Annotated in this window: 20 protein-coding genes; 10 read left to right on the top strand and 10 right to left on the bottom strand. The window is 70.9% G+C overall.

The features are described from left to right. Window positions 1-6 precede the first annotated feature (6 nt). On the bottom strand, window positions 7-1,197 hold the full coding sequence (locus ABD481_RS26160) for an FAD-dependent monooxygenase (RefSeq protein ID WP_344668401.1): 1,191 nt from the start codon (window positions 1,195-1,197) through the stop codon (window positions 7-9). Between the two features lie 86 nt (window positions 1,198-1,283). Between ABD481_RS26160 and ABD481_RS26155 the strand changes: the two genes are divergently transcribed. From ABD481_RS26155 to ABD481_RS26125, 7 genes are all read left to right on the top strand, one after another. Continuing rightward, on the top strand, window positions 1,284-1,901 hold the full coding sequence (locus tag ABD481_RS26155; protein WP_344668400.1) for a TetR/AcrR family transcriptional regulator: 618 nt from the start codon (window positions 1,284-1,286) through the stop codon (window positions 1,899-1,901). Between the two features lie 246 nt (window positions 1,902-2,147). Then, window positions 2,148-3,275 carry a pyruvate dehydrogenase (acetyl-transferring) E1 component subunit alpha gene (pdhA, locus tag ABD481_RS26150; RefSeq protein WP_344668399.1) on the top strand — a complete coding sequence of 376 codons (1,128 nt, stop codon included), beginning with the start codon at window positions 2,148-2,150 and terminating at the stop codon, window positions 3,273-3,275. Window position 3,276: 1 nt separating this feature from the next. After that, the gene (locus ABD481_RS26145) at window positions 3,277-4,272 is read left to right on the top strand and encodes an alpha-ketoacid dehydrogenase subunit beta (RefSeq protein WP_344668398.1); all 996 of its coding nucleotides are present in this window, start codon (window positions 3,277-3,279) and stop codon (window positions 4,270-4,272) included. Window positions 4,273-4,290: 18 nt separating this feature from the next. Then, window positions 4,291-5,778: a dihydrolipoamide acetyltransferase family protein gene (locus ABD481_RS26140; RefSeq protein WP_344668397.1), complete on the top strand. Its 1,488-nt coding sequence runs from the start codon at window positions 4,291-4,293 to the stop codon at window positions 5,776-5,778. A gap of 101 nt (window positions 5,779-5,879) precedes the next feature. Continuing rightward, a complete protein-coding gene (locus ABD481_RS26135; protein WP_344668396.1) occupies window positions 5,880-6,674 on the top strand; it encodes a carbon-nitrogen family hydrolase in 795 nt (264 codons plus the stop codon). A 33-nt stretch (window positions 6,675-6,707) separates the two neighbouring features. After that, the gene (locus tag ABD481_RS26130) at window positions 6,708-8,492 is read left to right on the top strand and encodes a serine/threonine protein kinase (RefSeq protein ID WP_344668395.1); all 1,785 of its coding nucleotides are present in this window, start codon (window positions 6,708-6,710) and stop codon (window positions 8,490-8,492) included. Window positions 8,493-8,564: 72 nt separating this feature from the next. Continuing rightward, entirely contained in the window at window positions 8,565-9,479 is a 915-nt protein-coding gene (locus ABD481_RS26125; RefSeq protein WP_344668394.1) for an SDR family oxidoreductase, read from the top strand. Between the two features lie 41 nt (window positions 9,480-9,520). On the opposite strand, the gene ABD481_RS26120 is transcribed toward ABD481_RS26125, so the two are convergent. The 7 genes from ABD481_RS26120 to dnaK form a co-directional block, all read right to left on the bottom strand. Then, window positions 9,521-9,901, bottom strand: coding sequence for a DUF3037 domain-containing protein (locus ABD481_RS26120; RefSeq protein ID WP_344668393.1), 381 nt, complete (start codon window positions 9,899-9,901; stop codon window positions 9,521-9,523). After that, window positions 9,898-10,758 (bottom strand): HipA family kinase, encoded by an 861-nt coding sequence (locus ABD481_RS26115; protein WP_344668392.1) that lies wholly within the window; start codon window positions 10,756-10,758, stop codon window positions 9,898-9,900. The genes ABD481_RS26120 and ABD481_RS26115 overlap by 4 nt, the downstream gene beginning before the upstream one ends. A gap of 64 nt (window positions 10,759-10,822) precedes the next feature. Further along, complete coding sequence (clpB, locus tag ABD481_RS26110; RefSeq protein ID WP_344668391.1) at window positions 10,823-13,438, bottom strand: ATP-dependent chaperone ClpB; 2,616 nt, start codon at window positions 13,436-13,438, stop codon at window positions 10,823-10,825. An 84-nt stretch (window positions 13,439-13,522) separates the two neighbouring features. Further along, window positions 13,523-13,993 (bottom strand): heat shock protein transcriptional repressor HspR, encoded by a 471-nt coding sequence (locus ABD481_RS26105; RefSeq protein WP_344668390.1) that lies wholly within the window; start codon window positions 13,991-13,993, stop codon window positions 13,523-13,525. Window positions 13,994-13,997: 4 nt separating this feature from the next. Beyond that, window positions 13,998-15,116: a molecular chaperone DnaJ gene (gene dnaJ, locus ABD481_RS26100; protein ID WP_344668389.1), complete on the bottom strand. Its 1,119-nt coding sequence runs from the start codon at window positions 15,114-15,116 to the stop codon at window positions 13,998-14,000. A 65-nt stretch (window positions 15,117-15,181) separates the two neighbouring features. Next, entirely contained in the window at window positions 15,182-15,850 is a 669-nt protein-coding gene (gene grpE, locus ABD481_RS26095) for a nucleotide exchange factor GrpE (RefSeq protein WP_344668388.1), read from the bottom strand. A 175-nt stretch (window positions 15,851-16,025) separates the two neighbouring features. After that, window positions 16,026-17,906, bottom strand: coding sequence for a molecular chaperone DnaK (gene dnaK / locus ABD481_RS26090; protein WP_344668387.1), 1,881 nt, complete (start codon window positions 17,904-17,906; stop codon window positions 16,026-16,028). Window positions 17,907-18,411: 505 nt separating this feature from the next. Between dnaK and ABD481_RS26085 the strand changes: the two genes are divergently transcribed. Both ABD481_RS26085 and ABD481_RS26080 read left to right on the top strand, forming a co-directional pair. After that, entirely contained in the window at window positions 18,412-21,006 is a 2,595-nt protein-coding gene (locus ABD481_RS26085; RefSeq protein ID WP_344668386.1) for a cell wall-binding repeat-containing protein, read from the top strand. A 193-nt stretch (window positions 21,007-21,199) separates the two neighbouring features. Continuing rightward, window positions 21,200-21,877 carry a hypothetical protein gene (locus tag ABD481_RS26080; protein WP_344668385.1) on the top strand — a complete coding sequence of 226 codons (678 nt, stop codon included), beginning with the start codon at window positions 21,200-21,202 and terminating at the stop codon, window positions 21,875-21,877. 90 nt (window positions 21,878-21,967) lie between these two features. Here the strand turns inward: ABD481_RS26080 and ABD481_RS26075 are convergent, their stop codons facing one another. After that, window positions 21,968-22,984 carry an alpha/beta hydrolase gene (locus ABD481_RS26075; protein ID WP_344668384.1) on the bottom strand — a complete coding sequence of 339 codons (1,017 nt, stop codon included), beginning with the start codon at window positions 22,982-22,984 and terminating at the stop codon, window positions 21,968-21,970. Window positions 22,985-23,208: 224 nt separating this feature from the next. On the opposite strand from ABD481_RS26075, the gene ABD481_RS26070 reads away from it, so the two are divergent. Further along, window positions 23,209-24,303, top strand: coding sequence for a phosphotransferase enzyme family protein (locus ABD481_RS26070; RefSeq protein WP_344668383.1), 1,095 nt, complete (start codon window positions 23,209-23,211; stop codon window positions 24,301-24,303). Here the strand turns inward: ABD481_RS26070 and ABD481_RS26065 are convergent. Further along, window positions 24,278-24,820, bottom strand: coding sequence for a bacterial proteasome activator family protein (locus ABD481_RS26065; RefSeq protein ID WP_344668451.1), 543 nt, complete (start codon window positions 24,818-24,820; stop codon window positions 24,278-24,280). The two genes, ABD481_RS26070 and ABD481_RS26065, sit on opposite strands and share 26 nt — an antisense overlap. Between the last annotated feature and the right edge of the window lie 65 nt (window positions 24,821-24,885).

Below are 24,885 nucleotides of genomic sequence, written 5' to 3'. Positions count from 1 at the left end.
CTACGGTCACAGCGGCGGTTGCCATGCGACAACCGGATCCATCGCCCGCAGTGCCAGGTCCGGGACCACGCGCCCGGCGAGGCGCATCGCGCCGTTCCGCAGCGCCGCCTTGGGCCGCGACCTGGTCTGGGTCAGCGCGCCGAGCTTATGGGAACGCTTCACTATGTCGGCGCCGCGCGGAGCTCTCAGTTCCGTATAGCGCGCAAGCGCCTTCTCAAGCTCCACGCCGTTCCTGGCCGGTCCGGCAAGCGCCGCGAGCGTGACAGCGTCCTCCATGGCCTGATTCGCGCCCTGCCCCAGATGCGGAGTCATGGCATGGGCCGCGTCTCCTAGTACAGCGACCGCTCCCCGGTGGTACGCGGGCAAAGGATCAGCCATCTCATATACGTCGTTGTGCAGGATGCCCCCCGGCCCCGCGGCCGCGATGATCTCGGGGATCGGGTGGTGCCAGCTTCCGAAGCGCCGCAGAAGCTCAGCTTTCTCATCCGGATATGTGACGCCGGCGGCGGCGTGATCTGCCGCGTATGCGTATATCCGGCCGTCGGCCAACGGCGTGACGCCGAAGACCTGCCCGTCGCCCCAGGTCTCCCCGGGCAGATAGTCCCCCGGCGGCGCCGGGACCAGCATCCGCCAGGCCGTGAATCCGCTGAAGACCGGGCCGGGATGCTCCGGGAACAACGCCTTGCGCAACGCCGAGTTCACCCCGTCGGCGGCGACGATCAAGTCCGCCGGCATCACCCCGGACTGCGTCAGCAGCACCGGGCGCGCCGATCCGCCGCCGGGTTCGAGGCCGGGTTCGAGGCCGGTCGCCGCGACACCCAGCCGCAGTGCGTCGCGCGGCAGCATCGCCGTCAGCACGTCCATGACCGCTGCCCGCGTCGCGGGCATCATCGCGTCGCCGAATCGCCGGACGATCGCGTCCCCGGCGGTCCGCACGACGATCCCGCCGCCGGGCCGGCGCAAGGCGGCATCGCCGTTCAGCGCGGCGAGTTTTCGGACCTCGTTGCCCGCACCCAAGGTGTCCAGAGCCTTCAGCCCGTTCGGCGCGATCACGAGCCCGGCGCCGACCGGCAGCAACTCGGGGGCCCGCTCGACCACCGTCACGTCCCATCCCCGCTGGTGCAGCCCGACCGCCGCCGCCAGACCGCCGAAACCCGCGCCCACCACGACTGCCTTCATCGCACTCTCCACCTTCATGACGTTCTCCACTACATCCGTAGTTCCGACTACGGATGTAGTTCTACGCCACTACAGGCGTAGTCGTCAACTGTTAGGCTCGGACCATGACCTCCCGCCCCGACCTCATCGGCGACACCGCCATCGCCCTGCTCGCCGAGCGCGGGCTCCGCGGGCTCACCCACCGCGCCGTCGACGAGGCCGCCGGCCTGCCGCCGGGCTCCACCTCCAACCACGCGCGCACCCGCACCGCCCTCCTGGAGACGACGTTCGCGCGGCTGTGCCGCCTGGAGGCGGAAGTCTTCGAGAACGCGGCGAACCCGGAGGGTCTGCTCGCGCTGCCGAGGCTCAGCCCGGAACTGGCGGCCGATCTGGTGGCCACCCAGCTCCACGACACCCTCACGGTGCGCCGCGATCAGTTGCTGGCGCGTTTCGAACTCGCCCTGGAGGCAACCAGGCGCCCGGAACTGCGCACCATCTACGACACCGCCGGACGGACCTTCCGCGAGCCCGCGCGCTCGTTGATGGCCGCGCTCGGCACCCCCGATCCCGACCGCAACAGCCGCTCGTTCATCGCGTGGAGCGAGGGCCTGATGTTCGACTCGGTGGCCGGCGCCGGAAACCGCGAGGTACCGAGCCGGACGGAGATCCGCGACGGGCTGATCGAGCTGTTCCACGGAATGATGGAGGACCGGAAACCGAGCCCGCCGCCAGAGAGGCCCTGATCATGACGGTATGCGTCGCTATGGCAGCATCAGGCTGCACACCGGCAACATAGCGATACTCAAGGCAATTCGCGTAGTTGGCGTAGGCGTCGCACACGCATGCAGCAATGTAACGTGGCCTCTGCATGGCCGAGGGGGATCCACGTCACACCCCGACCGAAACCCGCGGCCAGTTTCACACCTCGCTGACCGCGGCGGCGATCCCGCCGTTACGTCCGTCTGAGAAACGTGTAGAGGAGACATGTAGTGGTGACCTCACGCAAGGGCGCGGGTGGCAAGACCGCTGCGAAGAAGAAGGCCGCCGCGTCAGCGCCGGACCTCGTGCAGCTGCTGACACCCGAAGGGGATCTGGTCGAGCACCCCGATTACTCGATCGACCTGTCGCCCGAGGAATACCGCGGCCTGTACCGGGACATGGTCCTGGTCCGCCGCATCGACGCCGAGGGCACGGCGCTCCAGCGCCAGGGCGAGCTCGGGCTGTGGGCCCCGCTGCTGGGCCAGGAGGCCGCCCAGGTCGGCTCCGGCCGGGCGCAGACCGCCGAGGACTACGCCTTTCCCACCTACCGCGAGCACGGCGTGGCCTGGTGCCGCGACGTGGACCCGGTGAACCTGCTCGGGATGTTCCGCGGCGTAAACAACGGCGGCTGGGACCCCAACGAGAAGAACTTCCATCTCTACACGATCGTCATCGGCTCCCAGACGCTGCACGCCACCGGCTACGCGATGGGCATGCAGCGCGACGGTCGTGAGGCCGCGGTGATCGCCTACTTCGGCGACGGAGCCTCCTCCCAGGGCGACGTCAACGAGGCCTTCGTCTTCGCCGGCGTCAACAACGCCCCCGTGGTGTTCTTCTGCCAGAACAACCAGTGGGCCATCTCCGAGCCCAACGAGCGCCAGTTCCGCGTCCCGCTGTACCAGCGCGCGGCCGGCTTCGGCTTCCCCGGCGTGCGGGTGGACGGCAACGACGTCCTGGCCTGCCTGGCGGTCACCAAGGCCGCGCTGGAGCGGGCCCGCAGCGGCAACGGCCCGATGCTGGTCGAGGCCTTCACCTACCGGATGGGCGCGCACACCACCTCCGACGACCCGACCCGCTACCGCAGCTCCGACGAGCTGGAGGAGTGGCGCGCCAAGGACCCGATCCAGCGCATGCGCGCCTTCCTGGAGAAGAACGGCCACGCCGACGAGGCGTTCTTCACCGGCGTGGACGACGAGGCGGACGTCGTGGCCGCGGACATCCGCTCGCGCTGCGTCAACATGCCCGACCCGAAGCCGGTCTCGATCTTCGACCATGTCTACGCCGAGGCGCACCCCTTGATGGACGAGGAACGCGCAGAGTACGGGGCTTACTGGGAATCTTTCGAGGGTGCGCACTGAGATGGCAGAGTCGACTAGCAAGACACAGCAGATCACCCTCGCCAAGGGCCTCAACCTGGGCCTGCGCCGGGCCTTGGAGGACGATCCGAAGGTCCTGCTGATGGGCGAGGACATCGGCAAGCTCGGCGGCGTCTTCCGGGTCACCGACGGCCTGCAGAAGGACTTCGGCGACGCCCGGGTCATCGACACCCCGCTGGCCGAGTCCGGCATCGTCGGCACCGCGGTCGGCCTGGCGCTGTCCGGCTACCGCCCGGTGGTGGAGATCCAGTTCGACGGCTTCGTCTTCCCGGCCTTCGACCAGATCGTCACCCAGGTCGCCAAGATGCACGCCCGCGCGCTGGGCACGGTCAAGATGCCGATCGTCATCCGCATCCCGTTCGGCGGCGGTATCGGCGCGGTGGAGCACCACTCGGAGTCCCCCGAGGCGTACTTCGCGATGACCGCCGGACTGCGCGTGGTCGCCGCGTCGAACCCCGTGGACGCCTACTGGATGATCCAGCAGGCCATCGCCTCCGACGACCCGGTGGTGTTCTTCGAGCCCAAGCGCCGCTACTGGGACAAGGCCGAGCTGGACCCCTCGGCGACCCCGCACCCGCTCTACGCCTCCCGCGTGCTGCGCCAGGGCACCGACGCCACGCTGGTCGCCTACGGCCCGATGGTGAAGACCTGCCTGGAGGCGGCCGCGGCCGCCGAGCAGGAGGGCCGCTCGCTGGAGGTCATCGACCTGCGCACGCTGTCCCCGCTGGACCTGGAGCCGGTCTACGCCTCGGTCCGCAGGACCGGTCGGCTGATCACCGTGCACGAGGCCTCCGTGTTCCTCGGCATGGGCGCCGAGATCGCCGCGCGCGTCACCGAGAAGTGCTTCTACTCCCTGGAATCGCCGGTCATCCGGGTCGGGGCGCCGCACACCCCCTATCCGCCGTCGCGGGTCGAGGAGGAGTTCCTGCCGGACCTGGACCGGGTGCTCGACGGCGTCGACCGCGCTTTCGCGTTCTAAGGGATCTGGGAGCACAGCATGGGTGAGATCAAGAGATTCAACCTCCCCGATGTCGGCGAGGGCCTGACCGAGGCCGAGATCCTGGCCTGGTCGGTCAAGGTCGGCGACATCGTGAAGACCAACCAGATCCTGGTGGAGATCGAGACCGCGAAGGCGGCCGTCGAGCTCCCCTCGCCGTGGGCCGGCAAGGTCGTGGAGCTGCTGGTGGAGGAGGGGCAGACGGTCGACGTCGGCACCCCGATCATCGGCATCGACCTCGACCCGAGCACGCCGGGCACCGGCGGCGCGGCGGGCGGCGACGACGTGGTCGCCGGGGTCGCGGCGACGGCCGAGGCCAAGGCGGCGCCGAAGAAGGAAGAAGCCAAGCGCGAGCCGGTCCTGGTCGGCTACGGCGTGAAGCCGGGCGCCACCGGCCGCCGGCCGCGCAAGACGGCGGCGTCGACTCCGACGGCGGCCGACGTCATGGGCGCCTCGCTGCGGGAGGAGCCGGTCGCCGACGACGTCCCGGCCCCGGCCTACTATGGGCAGTCCGCGGCCCACGAGGCGGCCGCTCCGGCCGTCTCCGGACCGTCGACGACGTCCTCGGCCCCCGCAGCAACCGCGGCCCCCGGCGCCAAGGCCCTGGCCAAGCCGCCGGTCCGCAAGCTGGCCAAGGACCTCGGCGTGGACCTCACGCTGGTGGCCCCGACCGGCCCCAACGGCACCGTGACCCGGGACGACGTCCACGCGGCCGCCAACGGCGCGGCGCCCGCGAGCGCCGCGGCCAGCAACGTCGGCACGGTCGGCGCGGCCGCCGCGTTCGTCAACGGCGAGCGCCGCGTCCCGATCAAGGGCGTCCGCAAGGCGACCGCCGCGGCGATGGTGCAGTCGGCGTTCACCGCGCCGCACGTGACCGAGTTCCTGACCATCGACATCACCCCGACCATGAAGCTGGTGCAGCGGCTCAAGGAGCTGCCGGACTTCCGGGGCGTGCGGGTCTCGCCACTGTTGCTGGTGGCGAAGGCGCTGCTGGTGGCGATGGCGCGGAACCCGGAGATCAACGCGCGCTGGGACGAGGCGACCAATGAGATCGTCTACTTCGACCACGTGACCCTGGGCATCGCGGCGGCGACGCCGCGCGGGCTGATCGTGCCGAACGTGAAGGCCGCGGACACGCTGTCGCTGGTGGAGCTGGGCCGGGCCCTGAACGCGCTGACGGATGTGGCGCGCGAGGGCAAGACGGCGCTGGCGGACATGACCGGCAGCACGACGACGATCACCAACGTCGGCGTGTTCGGCGTGGACACCGGCACGCCGATCCTGAACCCGGGCGAGGCGTCGATCCTGGCGTTCGGCGCGGTGCGGGAGCAGCCGTGGGTGCACAAGGGCAAGGTGAAGCCGCGCCAGGTGACGACCCTCGCGCTGTCCTTCGACCACCGCCTGGTCGACGGCGAGCTGGGGTCGAAGGTGCTGCGGGACGTCGGCGCGGTACTGGCCGACCCGCTGACCGCGCTGGCTTGGAGCTGATCGCTTAAGGGAGCTGATCGCTTAAGGGATCTTCTCCTGGGAGTCCTCTAAAGAGGCGCGCCGGTTCTCACAACCGGCGCGCCTCTGGCACGATCGGGACTATGCGCGTATCGCTTCTGCAGTTGGCCGTCGACGACTCGGAGCGGCCGGAGGACCGCGCGGACCGCGCGGTGCAGCTGGTCGAGGCCGAGCGGGCGTCCGGCGCCGAGCTCGTGATCCTGCCTGAGCTATGGGTCGCCGGAGGCTTTGACTACAAGCATTGGGGCGAGCACGCCGAACCGATCGCAGACAGCGGCCCGGTGGCCGCGTTGGAGAAGGTGCGCGCGGGGGAGGGCTCCGGCCCTGAGTTGTGGCTGCACTTCGGTTCCTATGTGGAGAGCGCGCCGGACGGGACCCTGTACAACACCTCGGTCTTCCGCGGACCCGGCGAGGTGGCGGCGCAGTACCGCAAGATCCACCGGTTCGGCTTCAGCGAAGGCGAGGCCACGCTGATGGGGGCCGGGGAGGACCTGGTGACGGTTCCCTCGCCGTGGGGCACGCTGGGCCTGGCCACGTGCTACGACCTCCGTTTCCCGGAGCAGTTCCGCAGCCTTACGGACCTGGGCATGGAGCATCTGGTGATGTGCTCCGCATGGCCGGAGCGGCGGATCGAACATTGGCGGATCCTGTTGCGGGCCCGCGCTATCGAGGATCAGGTGTTCGTGTTCGCGACGAACTGTGTGGGGACGAACGGCGGAGTCGTGCTCGGAGGCCGGTCCGCGGTCATCGATCCCTGGGGCAACGTGGTGGCCGAGGCCGGCACCGGGGAAGAGGTGCTGCGCGTGGATGTGGATCCGGCGGTAGTGGCTCAGACCCGTGAGACGCTTCCGGTCCTCAAGGACCGCCGCTTGCGTTGAGCGTCGGCCACCAATTGAATCCCCTGTCGCATAATGGCCGGAGTGCCGGACAGGGGAGGCAGCACGTTGACTACGCATCACACCGAACCCAGGGGGGATTCGGCGGAGCCTTCGGAAGCAGCGAAGGTCGGGCCGTACCGGCTGCTCACGCAGTTGGGTTCGGGTGCCATGGGACGCGTGTTCTTGGCGACCGACGACGACGGACGCCAAGCGGCCGTCAAGGTGATCCGCTCCGATCTCGCCGAAGTACCCGCGTTCCTTAAGCGTTTCGCGCGCGAGTTGGATGTAGCTCAACGCGTACACGGTCCTCATATAGCTGAGATCTACGATTCGCAGCCCAACGGCCCCAGGCCGTGGCTGGCGACCGAATACGTGCCCGGCCCTACGTTGCAGGAAGCGATCGAGCGCGGCGGCTGCTTCGACTCCGCGCGGTTGCGTTCCTTCGCCGCCGCAGTAGCGGACGCGCTCAAGACGATCCACGCGGCGGACGTCGTGCACCGCGACCTCAAGCCGTCCAACATCCTGCTCGGCGCGGACGGCCCGAAGGTGATCGACTTCGGCGTGGCGCGGGCGATCGACGCCTCGCTGCTCACAAACACCGGTCAGACCCTCGGCACACCGGCGTACATGTCTCCCGAGCAGGCCGACGGCCGAGCGGTGCAAAGCCCTTCCGACGTCTTCGCGCTCGGCGCGCTCTTAGTGTTCGCAGCGACCGGCCGCCTGGCCTTCGGCGACGGGCCGCCGCTGGCGATCCTGCACCGGGTCGTCAACAACGAGCCGGATCTGGAAGGCGTCGCCGAGGACGACCCGGAACTCCGCGACCTCGTCGCACGGTGCCTCGCCAAGGAACCCGACGACCGTCCCACTCCGCAGCAGCTGATCGACGAACTCGGCGACGCTCCCTGGGCTCCGCTGGTCGGCGTCGACTGGCAGCAGCCCCCGATCGGCGTCGGGCTGCCGGACACCGTCAACGACACGGCCGCCGCCGGCACGGTGGCGCTCCGCCCGAAGGCCCGGAACGGCAAGCGGATCGCGATCGTCTCGACGGCCGCGGTCGTCGCGCTCGTCCTGGCCGCCATCGCGGTCATGGAGGGCACCGGCGGCAAGGGAAGCCCGGACGCCAAGTCCTCAGCGAAGGTCGGCGAATCGCTGTCGGGCTCGGATTCCGGCGGATCGTTCCCGTCCGGCAGCGAAAACTCCGCCACCACTCCCGGCAGTTCGCCACTGACCACCTCCGCTTCCACCAGTGGCTCGCCCTCCCCCTCCGGCTCGCCGGCGTCTGCGGTCAGCCCGGGCGCCCCGCCGCCTCCCACGTCCGGCGCGTCCGGCGCGTCCACGTCGCCGGGCACCTCGCAGAACCCGGGCGGCCAGACCACGACGAGCCAGCCGCCACACACCACCTCCTCCTCCGCGGCCGCGCCAAAGACCACCGCTCCGGCGTCGAAGCCGAGCACCAGCAAGCCCGCGCCTCCGCCGCCGACCACCACGGCCGCCCCGCCTCCCGCCCACAATCCGCCGGCGGCTTTCGGGCACGGCGAGGTCGCCGTGAACATCCCGGGCTGGGTCGGCATCGCCACCGTCCAGGTGACGTGGGTGGCCCGCGGGGACGCGACCGGCTACGAGCTGCACTACACCGTCGACAGCGGCACCGACCAGACAGTGTCGGTCAGCGGCACGTCGTACTCGTACCAGATTCCGGCGGGCAGCAGCTCCTGCATCCAGGTCCGGCCGCTCAACCAGTACGGCAAGGCGGCTTTCTACCCGTCCCCCATGTTCTGCTTCAACTCCTTCGGCCAGACCGTCAGCGGCTCGCTGTAGATCCGCGACTCGCCGACGGCCGCCCGACCCGACCCCTACCGTTCAGTAAGTTACCGGCGGTAGGGTTCGGTCATGGGAACCTGGGGACCGCAAGGCGTCAGCGGCAAAGTCGTGGTCATCACCGGTGCGGCACGCGGGATCGGCGCCGACGCCGCCCGCCGTCTGGCCCGACGCGGCGCGAAGGTGGCGCTGGTCGGCCTGGAGCCCGAGGAACTGCGCAGGACCGCGGAGTCCTGCGGGCCCGAAGCCACCGCCTGGGACGCCGATGTCACCTCCTGGGAGCAGCTCGGCGCCGCGATCGACGGCATCGTCGCGCACTACGGCGGGATCGACGTGGTCGTGGCGAACGCCGGCGTGGCCCCGACCGGGTTCGTCCGGAACATCGATCCGGCGGCCTTCGAGCGCACCATCGAGATCAACCTGCTCGGCGTCTGGCGCACCGTCCGCACCGCGCTCCCGCACGTCATCGAGCACAAGGGCTACGTCCTCGTGGTCTCCTCGGCGGCGGCGCTCATCCATGCCCCGGCACTGGCCGCGTACACCGCTTCCAAGGCCGGCGCCGAAGCCTTCGGCGACAGCCTGCGTGCCGAGGTGAAGCACCTCGGCGTGGACGTCGGGGTCGCGTACTTCTCCTGGATCAAGACGGACCTGGTCACCAGCGCCGACGCGCACCCGGTCCTCGGCAAGTTCCGCAAGAGCGCGCCGGGTCCCGCGTCCCGCGTCTACCCGCTGGAGAAGGTCGGCCAGGCGGTCGCGGACGGCATCGGGCGCCGCAGCCGCGTCATCTGCGTCCCGTCGTGGGTCAATCATCTGCGACGCATCCATGGCGTGCTGCCGGTGTTGGTGGAGAAGGCCAACGCTCGCGCGACCGCCCGCGCCGATCGCGAGATGGTCGCGGACATCGCGAAGCGCGGCGTCCAGACGTCGTCGCGGCTCACCGGTCCGGGCGGAGCCGCCGCGGAGCAGGCTTCACACCGCGACGCCTAGCCGCACCGCACCGCTCGACACCGCACGACACCACTCCACACCTAGCCGAGAACCGTTTCGGCTAATCGCTTCAGCACCGCCGCGGGGTCCGCGGTCAGCCCGGTGTGCACCGGACCGGGCTGCACGACCGTGGACCGCGGCGCGATCAGCCACCGGAAGCGCCGGCCGAGGGCGTCCTGTCCGGCCGGGCCGGAGTCCGGCCCGCCGCAGCACACTTTCGTGATCGCGCCGAGCAACGCCTCGATGCCCTCGACGTCCGCGCCGGGATCCAGCGCGAGCACCCGCGCCGGGGCCACCTGCGTGGTGCAGCCCAGGAAGTCGAGCTGCTGGCAGTAGAGCACGACGCCGACGTTGACGAACTCACCGCGCTCGATCCTCGGCACCGCGCGCAGAACCGAGTACTCGTAAGGCTGAACGCTCACTTCACCCGTCCCTGCGTCCAGTTCGGGTACTTCGCCTTCAGCCGTGCTTTGCGATCGCCCGCGGACGCCCGCGCGGCCTCCTGCGCGGAGCTGTCCACAACCTGTGGAAACCACTCGCGCGGTCCGGCGACCCGGGTCAGCAGATAGCCGACATAGGCATCGCGGACCTCGTCCGGGGAGCCGAAGCCCGGTTCGTCGGCCAGCCATTCGTCCGGGACCACCGCCACCACCGCGCGCAACAGCTCCTCGGTGACCCGGGGCGCCAACGCAGCATCGGCGCCGGGCATGTCCTTCGCGAACGCCGCGAGCACATGGTCGGCGGCGTCGAACGGCACCAGCGCGCCCTTCTGCGCGCCGGGCCAGTTGTGGTGGAAGATCAACGACGCCCCATGGTCGATCAGATAGAGCTTGCGGTGCCACAGCAGCAGATTCGGGTTCCGCCACGACCGGTCGACGTTCCGGATCAGCGCGTCGAACCACACCACCCGGCTGGCCAGCTCGTGCTCCACCGGGAACGCCAGCGGATCGTAGCCCAGGGAACCCGGCAGGTAGTCCATCCCGAGGTTCAGACCCTCGCTGCCCTTGAGCAGCGCCTGGATCTCCCGGTCCGGCTCGGCCGCGCCGATCACCGGGTCCAGCTCCACGCCGACCAGCGCCGGCACCGGCAGGTCCAGGGCCCGCGCCAGCTCCCCGGCGACGACCTCGGCGACCAGAGCTTTGCGCCCCTGGCCGGCCGAGCGGAACTTCACCACATAGGTGCCCAGGTCCGAGGCCTCGACCAGGCCGGGGAGCGAGCCGCCCTCACGGAGCGGGGTCACGTACCGCGTGGCGGTGACGGTCGGCAGTGCGGATGGCATGGACACCAAACTAGCCGCACCGCCGACCGTTGATCGCGCGGTTATTCGCCGGCGGCGCCAAGGCTCAGGCCTTGGTGCCGATCACCAGCGTGTCGTTCTCCAGGTCCACGTCCACGAACACCGTGTCGCCGTCCCGGATCTCCCCGGCCAACAGCCGGCGGGCCAGCGGGTCGCCGATCGCGGACTGCACCAGGCGACGCAGCGGACGGGCGCCGAACGCCGGCTCGTAGCCCGCGATCGCCAGCCAGTCCCGGGCGCCCGGCGTGACCTCCAGGCCCAGCCGCCGGTCGGCCAGCCGCGCGGCCAGCTTGGCCACCTGGATGCCGACGATCCGGCCCAGCTCGGCGGTGCCCAGCGGGTCGAAGATCACCTGGGCGTCCAGCCGGTTCAGGAACTCCGGCTTGAAGGCCCCGCGCACGGCGGTCTCCACCCGCTGGCGCCGGTCCAGGCGGGCCTGCGCCGGGTCCAGCGCCTCGTCGACGGTGAGGTCGAAGCCGGCGGTGCCCAGGTTGGAGGTGAGGATCAGGATCGCGTTGCGGAAGTCCACGGTCCGGCCCTGGCCGTCGGTGAGCCGGCCGTCGTCCAGCACCTGGAGCAGCACGTCGAAGATCTCCGGGTGCGCCTTCTCCACCTCGTCGAGCAGCACCACCGAGTACGGCCGGCGGCGCACCGCCTCGGTCAGCTGGCCGCCCTCCTCGTAGCCGACGTAGCCGGGGGGCGCCCCGACCAGCCGGGCCACCGAGTGCTTCTCGGAGTACTCCGACATGTCGATGCGCACCATGGCGTGCTCGTCGTCGAACAGGAAGTCCGCCAGCGCCTTGGCCAGCTCGGTCTTGCCGACGCCGGTCGGGCCCAGGAACAGGAACGAACCGGTCGGGCGGTCCGGGTCGGAGATCCCGGCCCGGGCCCGGCGCACCGCGTCGGAGACCGCGCGCACCGCCTCGGCCTGGCCGATCAGCCGCTCGCCGATCCGCTCCTCCATGTGCAGCAGCTTCTCGGTCTCGCCCTCCAGCAGCCGGCCGGCCGGGATGCCGGTCCAGGCGCCGACCACCTCGGCGATGTCGTCCGGGCCGACCTCCTCCTTGACCATCGGCGTCACCGCCTCGGCCTGGTCCACCGTGGTCGAGGCGGTCGCCAGCTCGGACTCCACGGCCGGGATCTCGGCGTACAGCAGGCGGGAGGCGGTCTCGAAGTCGCCGGCCCGCTGGGCCTGCTCGACCTGCGACTTCAGCGCGTCCAGCCGCTGCTTGAGCTCGCCGACCCGGTTCAGGCCGCCCTTCTCCTGCTCCCAGCGCGCGTTCAGGGCGTTGAGCTGCTCCTGGCGGTCGGCCAGGTCCCGGCGCAGCCGGGCCAGCCGGTCCCGGGAGGCCGGGTCCTGCTCCTTGGCCAGCGCCAGCTCCTCCATCCGCATCCGGTCCACGGTGCGCTGCAGCTCGTCGATCTCCACCGGCCGGGAGTCGATCTCCATGCGCAGCCGGGAGGCGGCCTCGTCGATCAGGTCGATGGCCTTGTCCGGCAGGAAGCGGGAGGTGATGTAGCGGTGCGACAGCGTGGCCGCGGCGACCAGCGCGGTGTCGGAGATGGCGACCTTGTGGTGCGCCTCGTAGCGGCCCTTGAGCCCGCGCAGGATCGCGATCGTGTCCTCGACCGTCGGCTCGTCGACCAGCACCTGCTGGAAGCGGCGCTCCAGGGCCGGGTCCTTCTCGATCCGCTCCCGGTACTCGTCCAGCGTGGTGGCGCCGACCATCCGCAGCTCGCCGCGGGCCAGCATGGGCTTGAGCATGTTGCCGGCGTCCATCGAGGAGTCGCCGGTGGCGCCGGCCCCGACCACCGTGTGCAGCTCGTCGATGAAGGTGACGACCCGGCCCTCGGAGTCCTTGATGTCCGAGAGCACGGCCTTGAGCCGCTCCTCGAACTCGCCGCGGTACTTCGCGCCGGCCACCATCGCGCCCAGGTCCAGGGACACCAGCCGCTTGTCGCGCAGGCTCTCCGGCACGTCGCCGGCCACGATCCGCTGGGCCAGGCCCTCGACCACGGCGGTCTTGCCGACGCCGGGCTCGCCGATCAGCACCGGGTTGTTCTTGGTGCGCCGGGACAGCACCTGCACCACCCGGCGGATCTCGGCGTCCCGGCCGATCACCGGGTCCAGCTTGCCGTCCCGGGCCGCGGCGGTCAGGTCGACGCCGTACTTCTCCAGCGCCTGGTAGGTGGCCTCCGGGTCCTGCGACGTCACCCGCGCCGACCCGCGGACCTTGGTGAACGCCTCGCGCAGCGCCTTCGGCGTGGCGCCGGCCTGCTTGAGCAGATCGGCGGTGGCGTCGTCGCCGAGGGCCAGGCCGACCAGCAGGTGCTCGGTGGAGACGTACTCGTCGTCGAGCTTGCGGGCCTCGTCGCCGGCGGCGTTCATGGCGTTGAGGGTGTTGCGGGCCAGGGTGGGCGCGGACACCGTCGAGCCGCTGGCCGAGGGCAGCCGCTCGGCGGCCGCCGCGGCGGCCTCGCGCAGCGCCTTCGGATCGGCGCCGACGGCCTCCAGCAGCGGCCGGGTGGTGCCCTCGGGCTGGCCGAGCAGGGCGTGCAGCACCTGGACCGACTCCACCTGGGGGTTGCCGGCGCGCGTGGCCTCGCGGATCGCGACGCTCAGGGCCTCCTGGCTCTTGGTCGTCAGCTTCTGCGAATCCACTGTGAAACCTCCAAGAGATCAGCCCCCCGAACATTCAGTTGTGTCTCCCGCACCGCCCGGTGGCGCGCACCGGCCGGCGGCGGGTCAGCGGCCCTGCGGCTTCCACACCGCCAGCGCGGTGGTGAAGGTCGCCGGCAGCGCCGGCAGCAGGTCGCCGCGGTAGCCGGGCGGGGCCGGCGGCAGCGGGGAGGCGGGCGGGGACGCCGGCAGCGGCCCGGCGGGCCCCGCGGCCCGGGCCGGGTACAGGGTCGCGGCCTCCAGCTCGGCCACCCGCCGGGACAGCGCCGCGACCTGTTCCTCCAGCTCGCGGATCCGCTTGATCCCGGCCAGGTTCACGCCCTCGTCCTGGGACAGCCGCTGCACCTCGCGCAGCGTCTCGATGTCCCGGGCCGAGTACCGGCGGCCGCCGCCCCCGGTGCGCTCCGGGCACACGATGCCCAGCCGGTCGTACTGCCGCAGGGTCTGCGGGTGCATCCCGGCCAGCTGTGCCGCCACCGAGATGACGTAGACGGGCGTCCGGTCGGTCAACGGCAGGAACGGGTTCCTCGACGCCATCGGTCTACTCTCCCTTCGCGGCTTCCAGCAGCTCCGCCCGCGGGTGGTGGTTGCCGGTCGCCTCCTGGTACTTCTTCAGCGCCGTCCGGGCGTCCTCGCCGATCTCGGCCGGGACCGCGATCTCGAAGCGCACCAGCAGGTCGCCCTTGGTCCCGTCCTTGCGGAGCACGCCACGGCCGCGCACGCGCAGCACCCGGCCGTTCTGCGAGTTCTGCGGCAGTTTCACCGTCACCGGCATGCCGCCCAGGGTCGGGACCTGGATCTCCGCGCCCAGCACCGCCTCGGGGAAGGTGACGGGCACGGTCACGGTCAGGTTGTCGTCCTCGCGGCCGAAGACGGGATGCGGACTCACGTGGACCACCACATACAGGTCGCCGGCCGGACCGCCGCGCTCGCCGGAGGCGCCCTTGCCCTTGAGCCGGATGCGCTGGCCGTCGCGGACGCCCGCCGGGATGCGGGCCGAGATGGTGCGGGAGCTGGCGGCCCGGCCGGAGCCGTGGCACACCGGGCACGGGTCGTCGACCAGCAGGCCGCGGCCCTTGCAGTCCCGGCAGGGCTCGGAGAAGGCGAACCCGCCCTGGTTGCGGCTCACCTGGCCGGTGCCGGAGCAGGTCGGGCACACCCGGGGGGTGGTGCCGGCCTTGGCCCCGGTGCCCGAACAGGCCGAGCACGGGGTGTCCGAGGTCAGGCGCAGCGAGACCGTGGCGCCGTCGATGGAGTCGCTGAACTTCAGCGTCACCTCGGACTCCACGTCCGCGCCGCGCCGGGCCTGGGTGCTGCGGGTGCCGGTGGTCGTCGTCGGCCCGCCGCCGCGGTTGAACAGCCCGCCGAGCAGGTCGCCGATGTCGAAGTTGAAACCGCCGGGCGCGCCGCCGGTCGGGCCGCGGAACCCGCCGTTGCCGAACACCGAGCGCGAGTCGTCGTACTCCTTGCGCCGCTTGTCGTCCGACAGGACGTCGTAGGCCTCGGAGATCTCCTTGAACTTCTCCTCCGACGCCGCGTCGCCCTTGTTGGCGTCCGGGTGGTACTGGCGCGCCAGCTTCCGGTAGGCCTTCTTGATGTCGGCGGCCGGTGCGTCCTTCGAGACACCGAGGATCTTGTAGTAGTCCTTGTTGACGGCCACCTAAACCCACGCCTCCCGTCCGGGTCCTGCCTGTACGTTCACGCCGTCGCCCGCGCCCGCGCCGGTCACAGCCCCGAATCGTCGTCGTCGTCGACGTCCGCGGCACCGTCGGCGGGCTTGGTGCTCCCGTCCGGCGCGCTCTCGGCCGCCGCGGCCGGGCTCGGGGCCGCCGCCGGGGCGGGGGCCGGAGCCGGCTCGCTGTCCGGCGCCGGACCGGGCTCGGCCACCTGCACCTGCGCCGGGCGCACGATCCGCTCGCCGATCCGGTAGCCGGGGCGGAACACCACGTGCACGCTGACCTCCTCCACGTCCGGGGAGGAAGTGCTCATCAGCGCCTCGTGCAGGTTGGGGTCGAAGACCTCGCCGGAGGCCCCGAACCGGGCCAGGCCCAGCTTCGCGGTCACCGCCTCGAAGGCCTCGCCGACCTGCCGGAAGCCGCCCTCGAGCTCGCCGTGCTCGCGGGCCCGGCCGATGTCGTCGAGCACCGGCAGCAGCTCGCTGAGCGCGCCGGCCACCGCGGCCTCCTTGACCGCCTGGCGGTCGCGCTCGACCCGCTTCTTGTAGTTGCTGAACTCGGCCTGCAGCCGCTGCACGTCGTTGGTGCGCTCGGCCAACTCCGCCTGCACACCCTGCAGCTCGTTGGTCCGCTCGGCGAGCTTGGCCAGCAGCTCGGTGACCGCGAGATTGGCGCGCTCACCCTCGCCTTCCCGCTCGGCCGTGTACTCGTCGCTCACGAAAGGTCCTCCTGAACCCGCCGCTTCCCACGTCCTCGGGAAGTCTTCAATCTCGCTGGGGAGTGGTGCCGCGCGGGGCGGGCGGTCCATCCGTTGATGGTCCTGCCCCGCACGGCACCGTCTAGCCGTCCTGCCTCATCGCCTCATCGCCGGATCCGGCCCGGCGGCCCGAGGCTCAGGCCTGGCCGCCCGCCTTGCCCTCGTCGACGATCTCGGCGTCCACCACGTCGTCGTCGGCACCGCCGCCGGCCGCGCCCTCGGCACCCGGCTCGCCGCCGGCCGCGCCGGCCTCGCCGGAGGCCTGGGCCTGCTGGTACAGCGCGGCGCCGAGCTTCTGGCTGGTGGTGGCGAGCTTCTCCGAGGCCGAGCGGATGGTGGCGCTGTCCTCGCTCTTGAGGGCTTCCTTGGTCTCGCCGATGGCCGCCTCGACCTCGGACTTCACATCGCCCGGGACCTTGTCCTCGTTGTCCTTGAGGAACTTCTCGGTCGAGTAGACCAGGGTCTCGGCCTGGTTGCGGACCTCGGCGGCCTCGCGGCGGCTGTGGTCCTCGTCGGCGTACTGCTCGGCCTCGCGCATCATCCGGTCGATCTCGTCCTTCGGCAGCGCCGAGCCGCCGGTGATGACCATCGACTGCACCTTGCCGGTGCCCAGGTCCTTGGCCGAGACGTTGACGATGCCGTTGGCGTCGATGTCGAAGGTGACCTCGATCTGCGGCAGGCCGCGCGGCGCCGGCGGCAGGCCGGTCAGCTCGAACATGCCCAGCCGCTTGTTGTAGGCCGCGATCTCGCGCTCGCCCTGGTAGACCTGGATCTGCACCGAGGGCTGGTTGTCCTCGGCGGTGGTGAAGGTCTCCGAGCGCTTGGTCGGGATCGTGGTGTTGCGCTCGATCAGCTTGGTCATGATGCCGCCCTTGGTCTCGATGCCCAGGGACAGCGGGGTGACGTCGAGCAGCAGGACGTCCTTGACCTCGCCCTTGAGGACGCCGGCCTGCAGCGAGGCGCCGATGGCGACGACCTCGTCGGGGTTGACGCCCTTGTTCGGCTCCTTGCCGCCGGTCAGCTCGCGGACCAGGTCGGCGACGGCCGGCATCCGGGTCGAGCCGCCGACCAGGACCACGTGGTCGATGACCGAGATGGAGACCCCGGCGTCCTTGATCACGTTGTGGAACGGCGCCTTGCAGCGGTCCAGCAGGTCGGAGGTGAGCTGCACGAACTGGGAGCGGGACAGCCGCTCGTCCAGGTGCAGCGGGCCCTCGGCGCTGGCGGTGATGTAGGGCAGGTTGATCGAGGTCTCGGTGGAGCTGGACAGCTCGATCTTGGCCTTCTCGCCGGCCTCCCGCAGCCGCTGCATGGCCATCTTGTCCTTGGACAGGTCCACGCCGTGCGCGTTCTTGAACTGGGTCACCAGCCACTCGACGACCTTGTTGTCCCAGTCGTCGCCGCCGAGGTGGTTGTCGCCGTTGGTGGCCTTCACCTCGATGGTGGAGAAGCCGTCCTCGTCCTTGCCGACCTCCAGCAGGGACACGTCGAAGGTGCCGCCGCCGAGGTCGAAGACCAGGATCATCTGGTCGCCCTCGCCCTTGTCCAGGCCGTAGGCCAGGGCGGCGGCGGTGGGCTCGTTGATGATGCGCAGGACGTTCAGGCCCGCGATCTCGCCGGCCTCCTTGGTGGCCTGGCGCTCGGAGTCGGAGAAGTAGGCCGGCACGGTGATGACCGCGTCGGTGACCTTCTCGGACAGGTAGGCCTCGGCGTCGCGCTTGAGCTTCTGCAGGATGAACGCGGAGATCTGCTGCGGCGTGAACTGCTTGTCGTCGATCCCGATCTTCCAGTCGGTGCCCATGTGGCGCTTGACCGACCGGATGGTGCGCTCCACGTTCGTGACGGCCTGGCGCTTGGCGACCTCGCCGACCAGCACCTCGCCGTTCTTGGCGAAGGCCACCACGGACGGCGTCGTCCGGGAGCCCTCGGCGTTGGTGATGACGGTGGGCTCGCCGCCTTCCAGGACGCAGACGACGGAGTTCGTCGTCCCGAGGTCGATGCCGACCGGACGTGCCATGGGGATTCCTCCGCGAAAGACGTTTCGTTGTCGCTTCGTTGTCTCTGCCGCGCGCCCTGAGAGAAGTGGGGAAGGCCCGCGCCAGGTTGAGTCGAGTTCGCTCAATGATGCATGGTGCGGCCGGTCGAAGTCAAAAGGTTGCGCGCAGGGGGCTCAAGTTTATCGCCGGTATCGCGCCTGACCTGCGAGGAAGGTGTAGACGGAGCTACGTCGACGCGGTGATCACGAGTACCTCCCATGGCGGATACACTGCCTTGCCCGGCATCTCGAGCCCGCTCACCCAGGACGATCCGTACTGCTCCCTGTTCGCCATGAACACCGTGCCGCGCGGGGCGACGGTGCTGGTCGCCCCGGGCAAGGGCTACGACCTCGGAGGCAACATCGGCAACTCGGGGAACGCCTCCACCACGCCCATCGTGATCACCGGTGTCGGCGGTCACGTGAAAGTGCACGGCGGGTTGTGGCTCGGCGGCGTCGACAACGTCGTCGTCCAGGTGCGACGAGGGTGGTCGGGAACACGATCACCGGCCCCTACACGCAGGGGATCGCTGTCAGCAGCGGCAACGGGGACCGCTCCGGCCGCTGGACGACCCCCGGCCTGGTGGACGACAACGAAGTCTCCGGCATCGCCGCCGGCGGTGCCGCGATCAGCCTCTACGGCGCCAAGGTGCAGGTTTCCCGAAACCGGGTCCACGACAACGACGGCCCGGGCATCTCCAGCCAGTCCGCCCTCGCCGGCGGCGCGGCGGTCGTGATCGCCGACAACCTGGTCCGGGCCAACGGCGGCCCGGGCGTGTCGGTCACCACCGGGATCACGGACTACATCACCTCGAACACTATCGTCGGCAACAACGGCGCGCAGGTCGCCATCGACGTCAAGAGCTACAGCCCGGCGTTCGTCCGGAACAACATCATCGCCGCGCACGACGGGACCATCGCCTCCTACTCCGGCCCGGTCGCGGCGGCCCCCCTGGTCGGCATCCGGACCGACCCCGCCGCGTGGTCGAGCACGGTCATCGAGAGCAACATCGTCGACGTCCCCGGGGGCACCGCCTATTCGAACGGTTCCGCAACCTACGCCGACGCGGCAGCGCTGCGGCAGGCCGGCAAGGGCGCCCACGAGATCACCGCCGACCCCGGCCTGAACGCCGACGGCACGCTCAAAGCCAGCTCCCCGGCGATCGACTCCGCCGATTCCGGCGCCGACGGCGAGCTGGACACCGACCTCGGCAATGCCCCGCGCGTGAACGTCCCGTCCGTGGCCGACACCGGTCTGGGCCCTCGCTCCTACGACGACCGCGGCGCCGAGGAGTACGGCTCGACGTCCCCCGGCACCCGGTCTCCGGCTCCGACGATGCCGATCCTGCCGCACACCGACTGCGGAAAGGCGGCGGTCTCGCCCGAGCTCCCCGCCGACATTACGGACGAGCCGAGCCTGTCCTCGACCGATCTGCCGCCGCAGGGCTCCAGCGGGCACAACCTGTTCCAGGGCATCCCGGCGGTGGTCCACGCGCACTCCAGCGGCGGCACTGGCGGAGTGGTGTGCTACAAGTTCGCTGTCAGCCTCATCGGGAGCAACCCGGTCGGCACCACGGTCGTGGCCGCGGACGCCCAAGGGGACGCGGACCTGATCATCAGCGGCTACGCCTCAGGCGTCCAGGTGGTGAACGTCGTCGCCATCGACGCCGCCGGATACCAGTCGCCGCAAGGCACGTACATGTTCTACGCAGTGAGCGGCGGCACGGACTACACAATGCGGCTCACCACCGCCGGTGTCTCCGGCCAACCGCTCGCCATGGACGTGACCGGCCAGGCAGTCAGCAATGTCCTCCCGATTCCCCTGCCCCCGGGGTACTCGTACCTGTTCTCGTTCGGGGACGGTTCGCAGGCGGTGGCCCAGACCGGCACCACAGTCCGGCACGTTTTCCCGAGGCCAGGTACCTATGCCATCGCGGCCCGGCTTCTCGACGAGACCGGCGCGATCGTCACTGAGAACGCCCAGTACGTCAGCATCTCGGTGCCGGTCGCCACGCCGCCGGACGGAGGCGGGACCACTACGCCGCCCGGAGGTGGGACCACTACGCCGCCCGGGGGCGGGACGACCACGCCACCTGGAGGCGGGACCACCACCCCACCGCCCGGCGGCGGAACCGGGACCACCCCGCCGGCGACCGGGGTCACCGTCGACCGCATCGCCGGGAACGACCGGTTCGAGACCGGCGTGAACGTCTCCAAGAACCAGTGGCAGGCCGGCCAGGCCGGGGCCGTGGTGCTGGCGCGCGGCGGCACCTTCCCCGACGCCCTGTCCGGCGTCCCGCTGGCCGCGCACCGGCACGGCCCGCTGCTGCTGACCGACACCACCTCGCTGAGCCCGATCGTCGCCGCGGAGATCCGGCGGGTGCTCGGGCCGGACACCTCCAAGACCGTCTACATCCTCGGCGGCACCGGCGCGATCACCACCGATGTCGAGAAGGCGGTACGGGCTCTCGGCTACCAGGTGGTCCGCTACGGCGGCAAGGACCGCTTCGCCACCGCGCTCCAGGTCGCACAGAGCTTCGGGGCGACCCGTCACGTCGTGGTCGCCACCGGTCAGAACTTCCCGGACGCCCTGTCGGCCGGTCCGCTCGGAGCGGTCGAGGACGCGCCGATCGTGCTGTCGGACGACCACAACCTGGATCCGACAACCGCCGCCTTCGTGGCCTCCCACACCGCGATCGAGACGGTCGGCGGCCAGGCCGACACCGCGGTCCGGGCCCACGTCGGCCTGGCGGGCAAGACGTATCTTCCGCTGTGGGGCCACGACCGGTACTCGACCTCGAAGACCGTGGCCCAAGCGGTCGTCGCCGCGGCCGGCCACGCCCCGGCCGGCGTCGGCCTGGCCAGCGGGACGAATTTCCCCGACGCCCTGACCGGCGGCGCCTTCGTCGCCAACGCCGGCCGGCCGCTGCTGCTGACCGACCCCGCGTCGTTGCCCGGCCCGATCGGCGACGAGCTGGCCGCGCTGGCCGGACAGCTACGGACCGTCACCATCTTCGGCGGTCGCAACTCGGTCTCGGACGCCGTCGCGGCCCAGGTCGCGGCCCGGGTCCAGCGCCGCTAGGCGTCGGGCGGCCGGGCTGACGCCACCGCCCCGCCTCGCGGCCCCGCCACCCGCTCCTTCCGCCGTCTCCTTCCGCCGTTTCCTTCCGCCGGCCCCCTCCGCCCGCTCCGTCGCCCGGCTGCACCGCCAAGATGCAGCGGACCGGCCTACGGCATAGCTTCGGGCCGAGGGGGCTGGTGGAAGGAGCCACAGCATGATGCGCAACGTCGTCGGCGGCCTCCTCGTCATTCTGGGCGCGGCGGCCACGCTGGTCAGTCCCTGGCAGGCCTGGTACAACGGCCGCCACGGGAGCACGTACAAGTTCTGGGAAGTCTTCGGCAGCGGGGTCACCGATTCGCGGTCCGGTGTCACCGACTCGGTCTTCCTGATCTTCCTGATCACGGCGGTGGCCGCGGTGGTCGGCCTGCTGATGCGTTCGCGGACGCTGGTGTTCGTCGCGAGCCTGGTGGCGTTCGGCTTCACCATCCTGTGGATGGTGCGGCAGGGGCAGGCGGCCGGGGAGCTGACCATCAGCTCCAACAACCGCGGCCTGGGCACCGGTGTCGCCAACGCCTTCGGCGGCAGCTTGTTGATGATCATCGGTGCGCTGGTGATGACCGGCCGGCCGAAGGAGGTCGCGGTGGCGGACCGGACCGGGGCCAAGGCCGTGGTCGCGCCGGCGCCGGCCCCAGCACCAGCCCCGGCCGGCAAGATGCCGGAGTCGAACGCCATCCCGACCAACCCGCCGACGCCGTCGGCTCCGGCCAAGCCGGTGCCGCCCCCGCCGACTCCGTCCGAGCGCACCGGGACCGAGCGGCTGAGCAAGGAGGAACGGGAGATGCTGGGCCTGGACGAGGAGGCCCCGACGCAGAGCAAACCGCCGGAGAAGTGAGCGGGGCCGAGCTCGCGTCGAGCGTCTCCTGACGATGGCTCAGGTGATGTTTCACGTGAATCATCGGCGGCCCGCACCTCGACCAGCGGCTCAGAAGCCCTGGTCGAGGAACTCTATGACCTTCGGGAACGACGCCGTCACGAAGTCGTAGGTGTGGCCGCCGGGTTCGAGGTGCCAGTTCAGGTCGACGCCGCAGGCGCAGGCGTGCAGCCGTTGGGCGAACTCGGACGCCTCGCCCTGGATCAGCGAGTCGGTCTCGTCCTGGTCCTCCAGCAGCAGCACCCGCTTCCCGGACGCCTGCTGGACCAGGTCGTCCGGGGTGTTGGCGGCCTGCAGCCGGCTGTCCGAACCGAACATCCCGGCCGGGTCGTCGACATGGAAGTACCCGGCCAGCGAGGCGAACTGGCCGAACAGGTCCGGATGCCGCAGGGCCAGGTTGGCGGCGCCGTAGCCGCCCATCGAGAAGCCCACGATCGCCCGCATGCTCGCGGGGCGGGGCGTGGGCCCCTCCACCGCCGACAGCACGTTCTTGATCAGGTAGGTCTCGACCAGGTCCTTGCCGTCGGCGGCGTCGGCCCACTCGGTGTCGCTGTGGGCGCTGCCGCCGCCGGTCGGGGCGGCCACCTCGAACGGCGCCTGGCCGCCGGTGGTGAAGGCCTGGTCCAGGGTGTCCTTGACAGCCTCCATCATCCGGTCCGGCTCGCCCGGGACGCCGTGCAGCAGGTACACCACCGGCAGCACCGTCGCGTCGGGCACGGCGGGCCGGTAGACCACCACCGGCCGGCTCGTCAGGTCGCTGTCCGCGGACGTCACGTTCAGGGTGGTGACCGTGCCGGGCCCGGTGGCCTTGACCACGGGACGCGGCGACGTGGGCGCGGACGCGGTGGCGGACCCGGTGCCGCCAGTACCGCCAGTGCCGCCAGTGCCGCCAGTGCCGCCAGTGCCGCCGCTGCTCCCGGCGGGTGCGGGCACCGACGCCGACCCCGAGGGAACGGCGGCCTTCACCTCGGGCGCGGCAGCCTTCTCCGTGCCCTGATGCTTGGCGAACAGATGCGAGGCATAGCCGATGGCGGCACCGGTGCCGGCCACCAGGACGGCACTGACCATCACCAGCACCAGCGCACGGGACCGCCCCCGGCGTTTGGGCGCGCGACGCCGCCCTCGCGCCGTACCGGCCATAGACCCGTCGCCCTCCTCGCGAACCCGACTCTCGCAGGGCCGCGACAATCTCGCCCCGCGAGACCGTATCCCCCGTGTCCACTGGTTCACACGAGGCTAGTCAGACTACATAAAGCCCAGGTTAAGGATGATCCGGAAGATAGAGTGCGGCCATGTCAGGGACTTCAGCGCGGCTCCAGTCCCTCTTCCGGCGGTTCGGCCTGCCGGCGCCGACCAGTCTCCGGGCGGTCGACAGCGGTCTGCTCAACCGGTCCTACAAGGTGGCCTCGGCCGGTCAGAGCTACTTCCTCAAGCACTACCTGCCCTGGCGCGGCCAAGGACTGCCCGACGAGCACGGCCGGCACCGCTCGGCGGCGCAGACGCTGCGCTGGCAGCACGAAGCCGTGATCCGATTACAGGCCTTGGGAATTCCCGCGGTCGCCCCGCTACGGGATTTACGGGGCCGCACAGTCGCTTATGTTCGAGGCCGTCCACTCGCCGTGTTCCCGTGGAAATGCGGGGAACATCGCTACGGCCACCATATGCAGGAAACTGATGCGTACTACCTCGGGGCCTTGCTGGCCGACATCCACAGCGGCCTGGCCCGGGTCCTCCCGCGTGTTCCACAGCCGCTGTTCGTCACCACGAAGCCGGAACAGCGCGCGATCATCGAAGCTCAACAGCTCTTGGCCCTGATCGCCGTGCGTCCCGATCCCGACGACATGGATCTGCTCTCCGCACATCGATTATCCGAGCGCCTGGCGCTCATTCCCGAGGTGGCCCACTTACGGCCCGCGCCGAGCGCGGTCAGCACCGTCGGGTACATCCACGGAGATTTCCACGGGGGGAACATCATGTGGTCGGGCCTGGAGCCCGGCAGCCGGGTGACGGCCATCGTCGACTGGGAGAAGACCTCGGTGGGCCCGTGCGGGGACGAGGTGGTGAGCACCTCGCTGGTGTTCTTCACCGACCAGGTCTCCGGCCACCTGGACCTGGACCTGCTGCGCATGTTCGTCGCCGGCTATGTCGCGGCCCGCCCCCAGTTCTCGGAGCGGGAGCTCGCGGACTCGGTACGCCGTGTCTGGTGGGAACGCCTCACCGATTTCTGGATCCCGATGTGGCGGTATCTGCACGCCGACCACCGGGCGGACTCGCTGTTCCCCGCCACCGCGGCCCTGGTGCCGTGGTGGACGGAGAACTACGACAAGGTGCTGGACGCCTTCCTGGACGGCGCCGGCCAGGCTAGAGGTACGGCCCCGCGCCGCTGATGCGGCTCGGCTGGTCGCCCTCGCCGCCCATCCCGGGCGGCACCGAACCGGGCGGCAGGGCCCGGCGGATCTGCTCCAGCTGCGCCCGCGCCGCCATCTGCTGGGCGAACAGCGCGGTCTGGATGCCGTGGAACAGCCCCTCCAGCCAGCCGACCAGCTGCGCCTGGGCGATCCGGAGCTCGGACTCGCTGGGCACCTCGTCCTCGGCGAACGGCAGGGACAGCCGCTCCAGCTCGGCGACCAGCTCCGGGGCCAGGCCCTTCTCCAGCTCGGCGATCGAGGAGCGGTGGATCTCGCGCAGCCGGGCCCGGCTGGCCTCGTCCAGGGGCGCCGCCCGGACCTCCTCCAGCAGCTGCTTGATCATCGAGCCGATGCGCATCACCTTGGCCGGCTGCTCGACCATCTCCGCGACGTTCATCGGGTTCTCGCCGGCCTCGTCGTCGTCCCCGCCCGCGGGGACGACGATCACCCGGCCGGCCAGGTCGCCGTCGTGCTCGGGGTCGGTGTTCAGGCTCATGTTCATCGCTCCGAAGATGTCGCCGGTCATTCCCGTCATGTATCCGTCCCTAGGTTCCACGCGCG

Source organism: Catenulispora yoronensis, from assembly GCF_039531695.1.
Lineage (GTDB): Bacteria > Actinomycetota > Actinomycetes > Streptomycetales > Catenulisporaceae > Catenulispora > Catenulispora yoronensis.
The sequence above is the reverse complement of the archived record's forward strand: the minus strand, read 5'-3'. Positions and strand labels throughout refer to the sequence as shown.

What these genes read in the sequence shown, in the direction of transcription:
- ABD481_RS26160 (WP_344668401.1), bottom strand. Translation starts at nt 1,197, where the DNA reads ATGAAGGTGGAGAGTGCGATGAAGGCAGTCGTGGTGGGCGCGGGTTTC.
- ABD481_RS26155 (WP_344668400.1), top strand. Translation starts at nt 1,284, where the DNA reads ATGACCTCCCGCCCCGACCTCATCGGCGACACCGCCATCGCCCTGCTC.
- ABD481_RS26145 (WP_344668398.1), top strand. Translation starts at nt 3,277, where the DNA reads ATGGCAGAGTCGACTAGCAAGACACAGCAGATCACCCTCGCCAAGGGC.
- ABD481_RS26140 (WP_344668397.1), top strand. Translation starts at nt 4,291, where the DNA reads ATGGGTGAGATCAAGAGATTCAACCTCCCCGATGTCGGCGAGGGCCTG.
- ABD481_RS26135 (WP_344668396.1), top strand. Translation starts at nt 5,880, where the DNA reads ATGCGCGTATCGCTTCTGCAGTTGGCCGTCGACGACTCGGAGCGGCCG.
- ABD481_RS26130 (WP_344668395.1), top strand. Translation starts at nt 6,708, where the DNA reads ATGGCCGGAGTGCCGGACAGGGGAGGCAGCACGTTGACTACGCATCAC.
- ABD481_RS26125 (WP_344668394.1), top strand. Translation starts at nt 8,565, where the DNA reads ATGGGAACCTGGGGACCGCAAGGCGTCAGCGGCAAAGTCGTGGTCATC.
- ABD481_RS26115 (WP_344668392.1), bottom strand. Translation starts at nt 10,758, where the DNA reads ATGCCATCCGCACTGCCGACCGTCACCGCCACGCGGTACGTGACCCCG.
- ABD481_RS26105 (WP_344668390.1), bottom strand. Translation starts at nt 13,993, where the DNA reads ATGGCGTCGAGGAACCCGTTCCTGCCGTTGACCGACCGGACGCCCGTC.
- dnaK (WP_344668387.1), bottom strand. Translation starts at nt 17,906, where the DNA reads ATGGCACGTCCGGTCGGCATCGACCTCGGGACGACGAACTCCGTCGTC.
- ABD481_RS26080 (WP_344668385.1), top strand. Translation starts at nt 21,200, where the DNA reads ATGATGCGCAACGTCGTCGGCGGCCTCCTCGTCATTCTGGGCGCGGCG.
- ABD481_RS26075 (WP_344668384.1), bottom strand. Translation starts at nt 22,984, where the DNA reads ATGGTCAGTGCCGTCCTGGTGGCCGGCACCGGTGCCGCCATCGGCTAT.
- ABD481_RS26070 (WP_344668383.1), top strand. Translation starts at nt 23,209, where the DNA reads ATGTCAGGGACTTCAGCGCGGCTCCAGTCCCTCTTCCGGCGGTTCGGC.
- ABD481_RS26065 (WP_344668451.1), bottom strand. Translation starts at nt 24,820, where the DNA reads ATGAGCCTGAACACCGACCCCGAGCACGACGGCGACCTGGCCGGCCGG.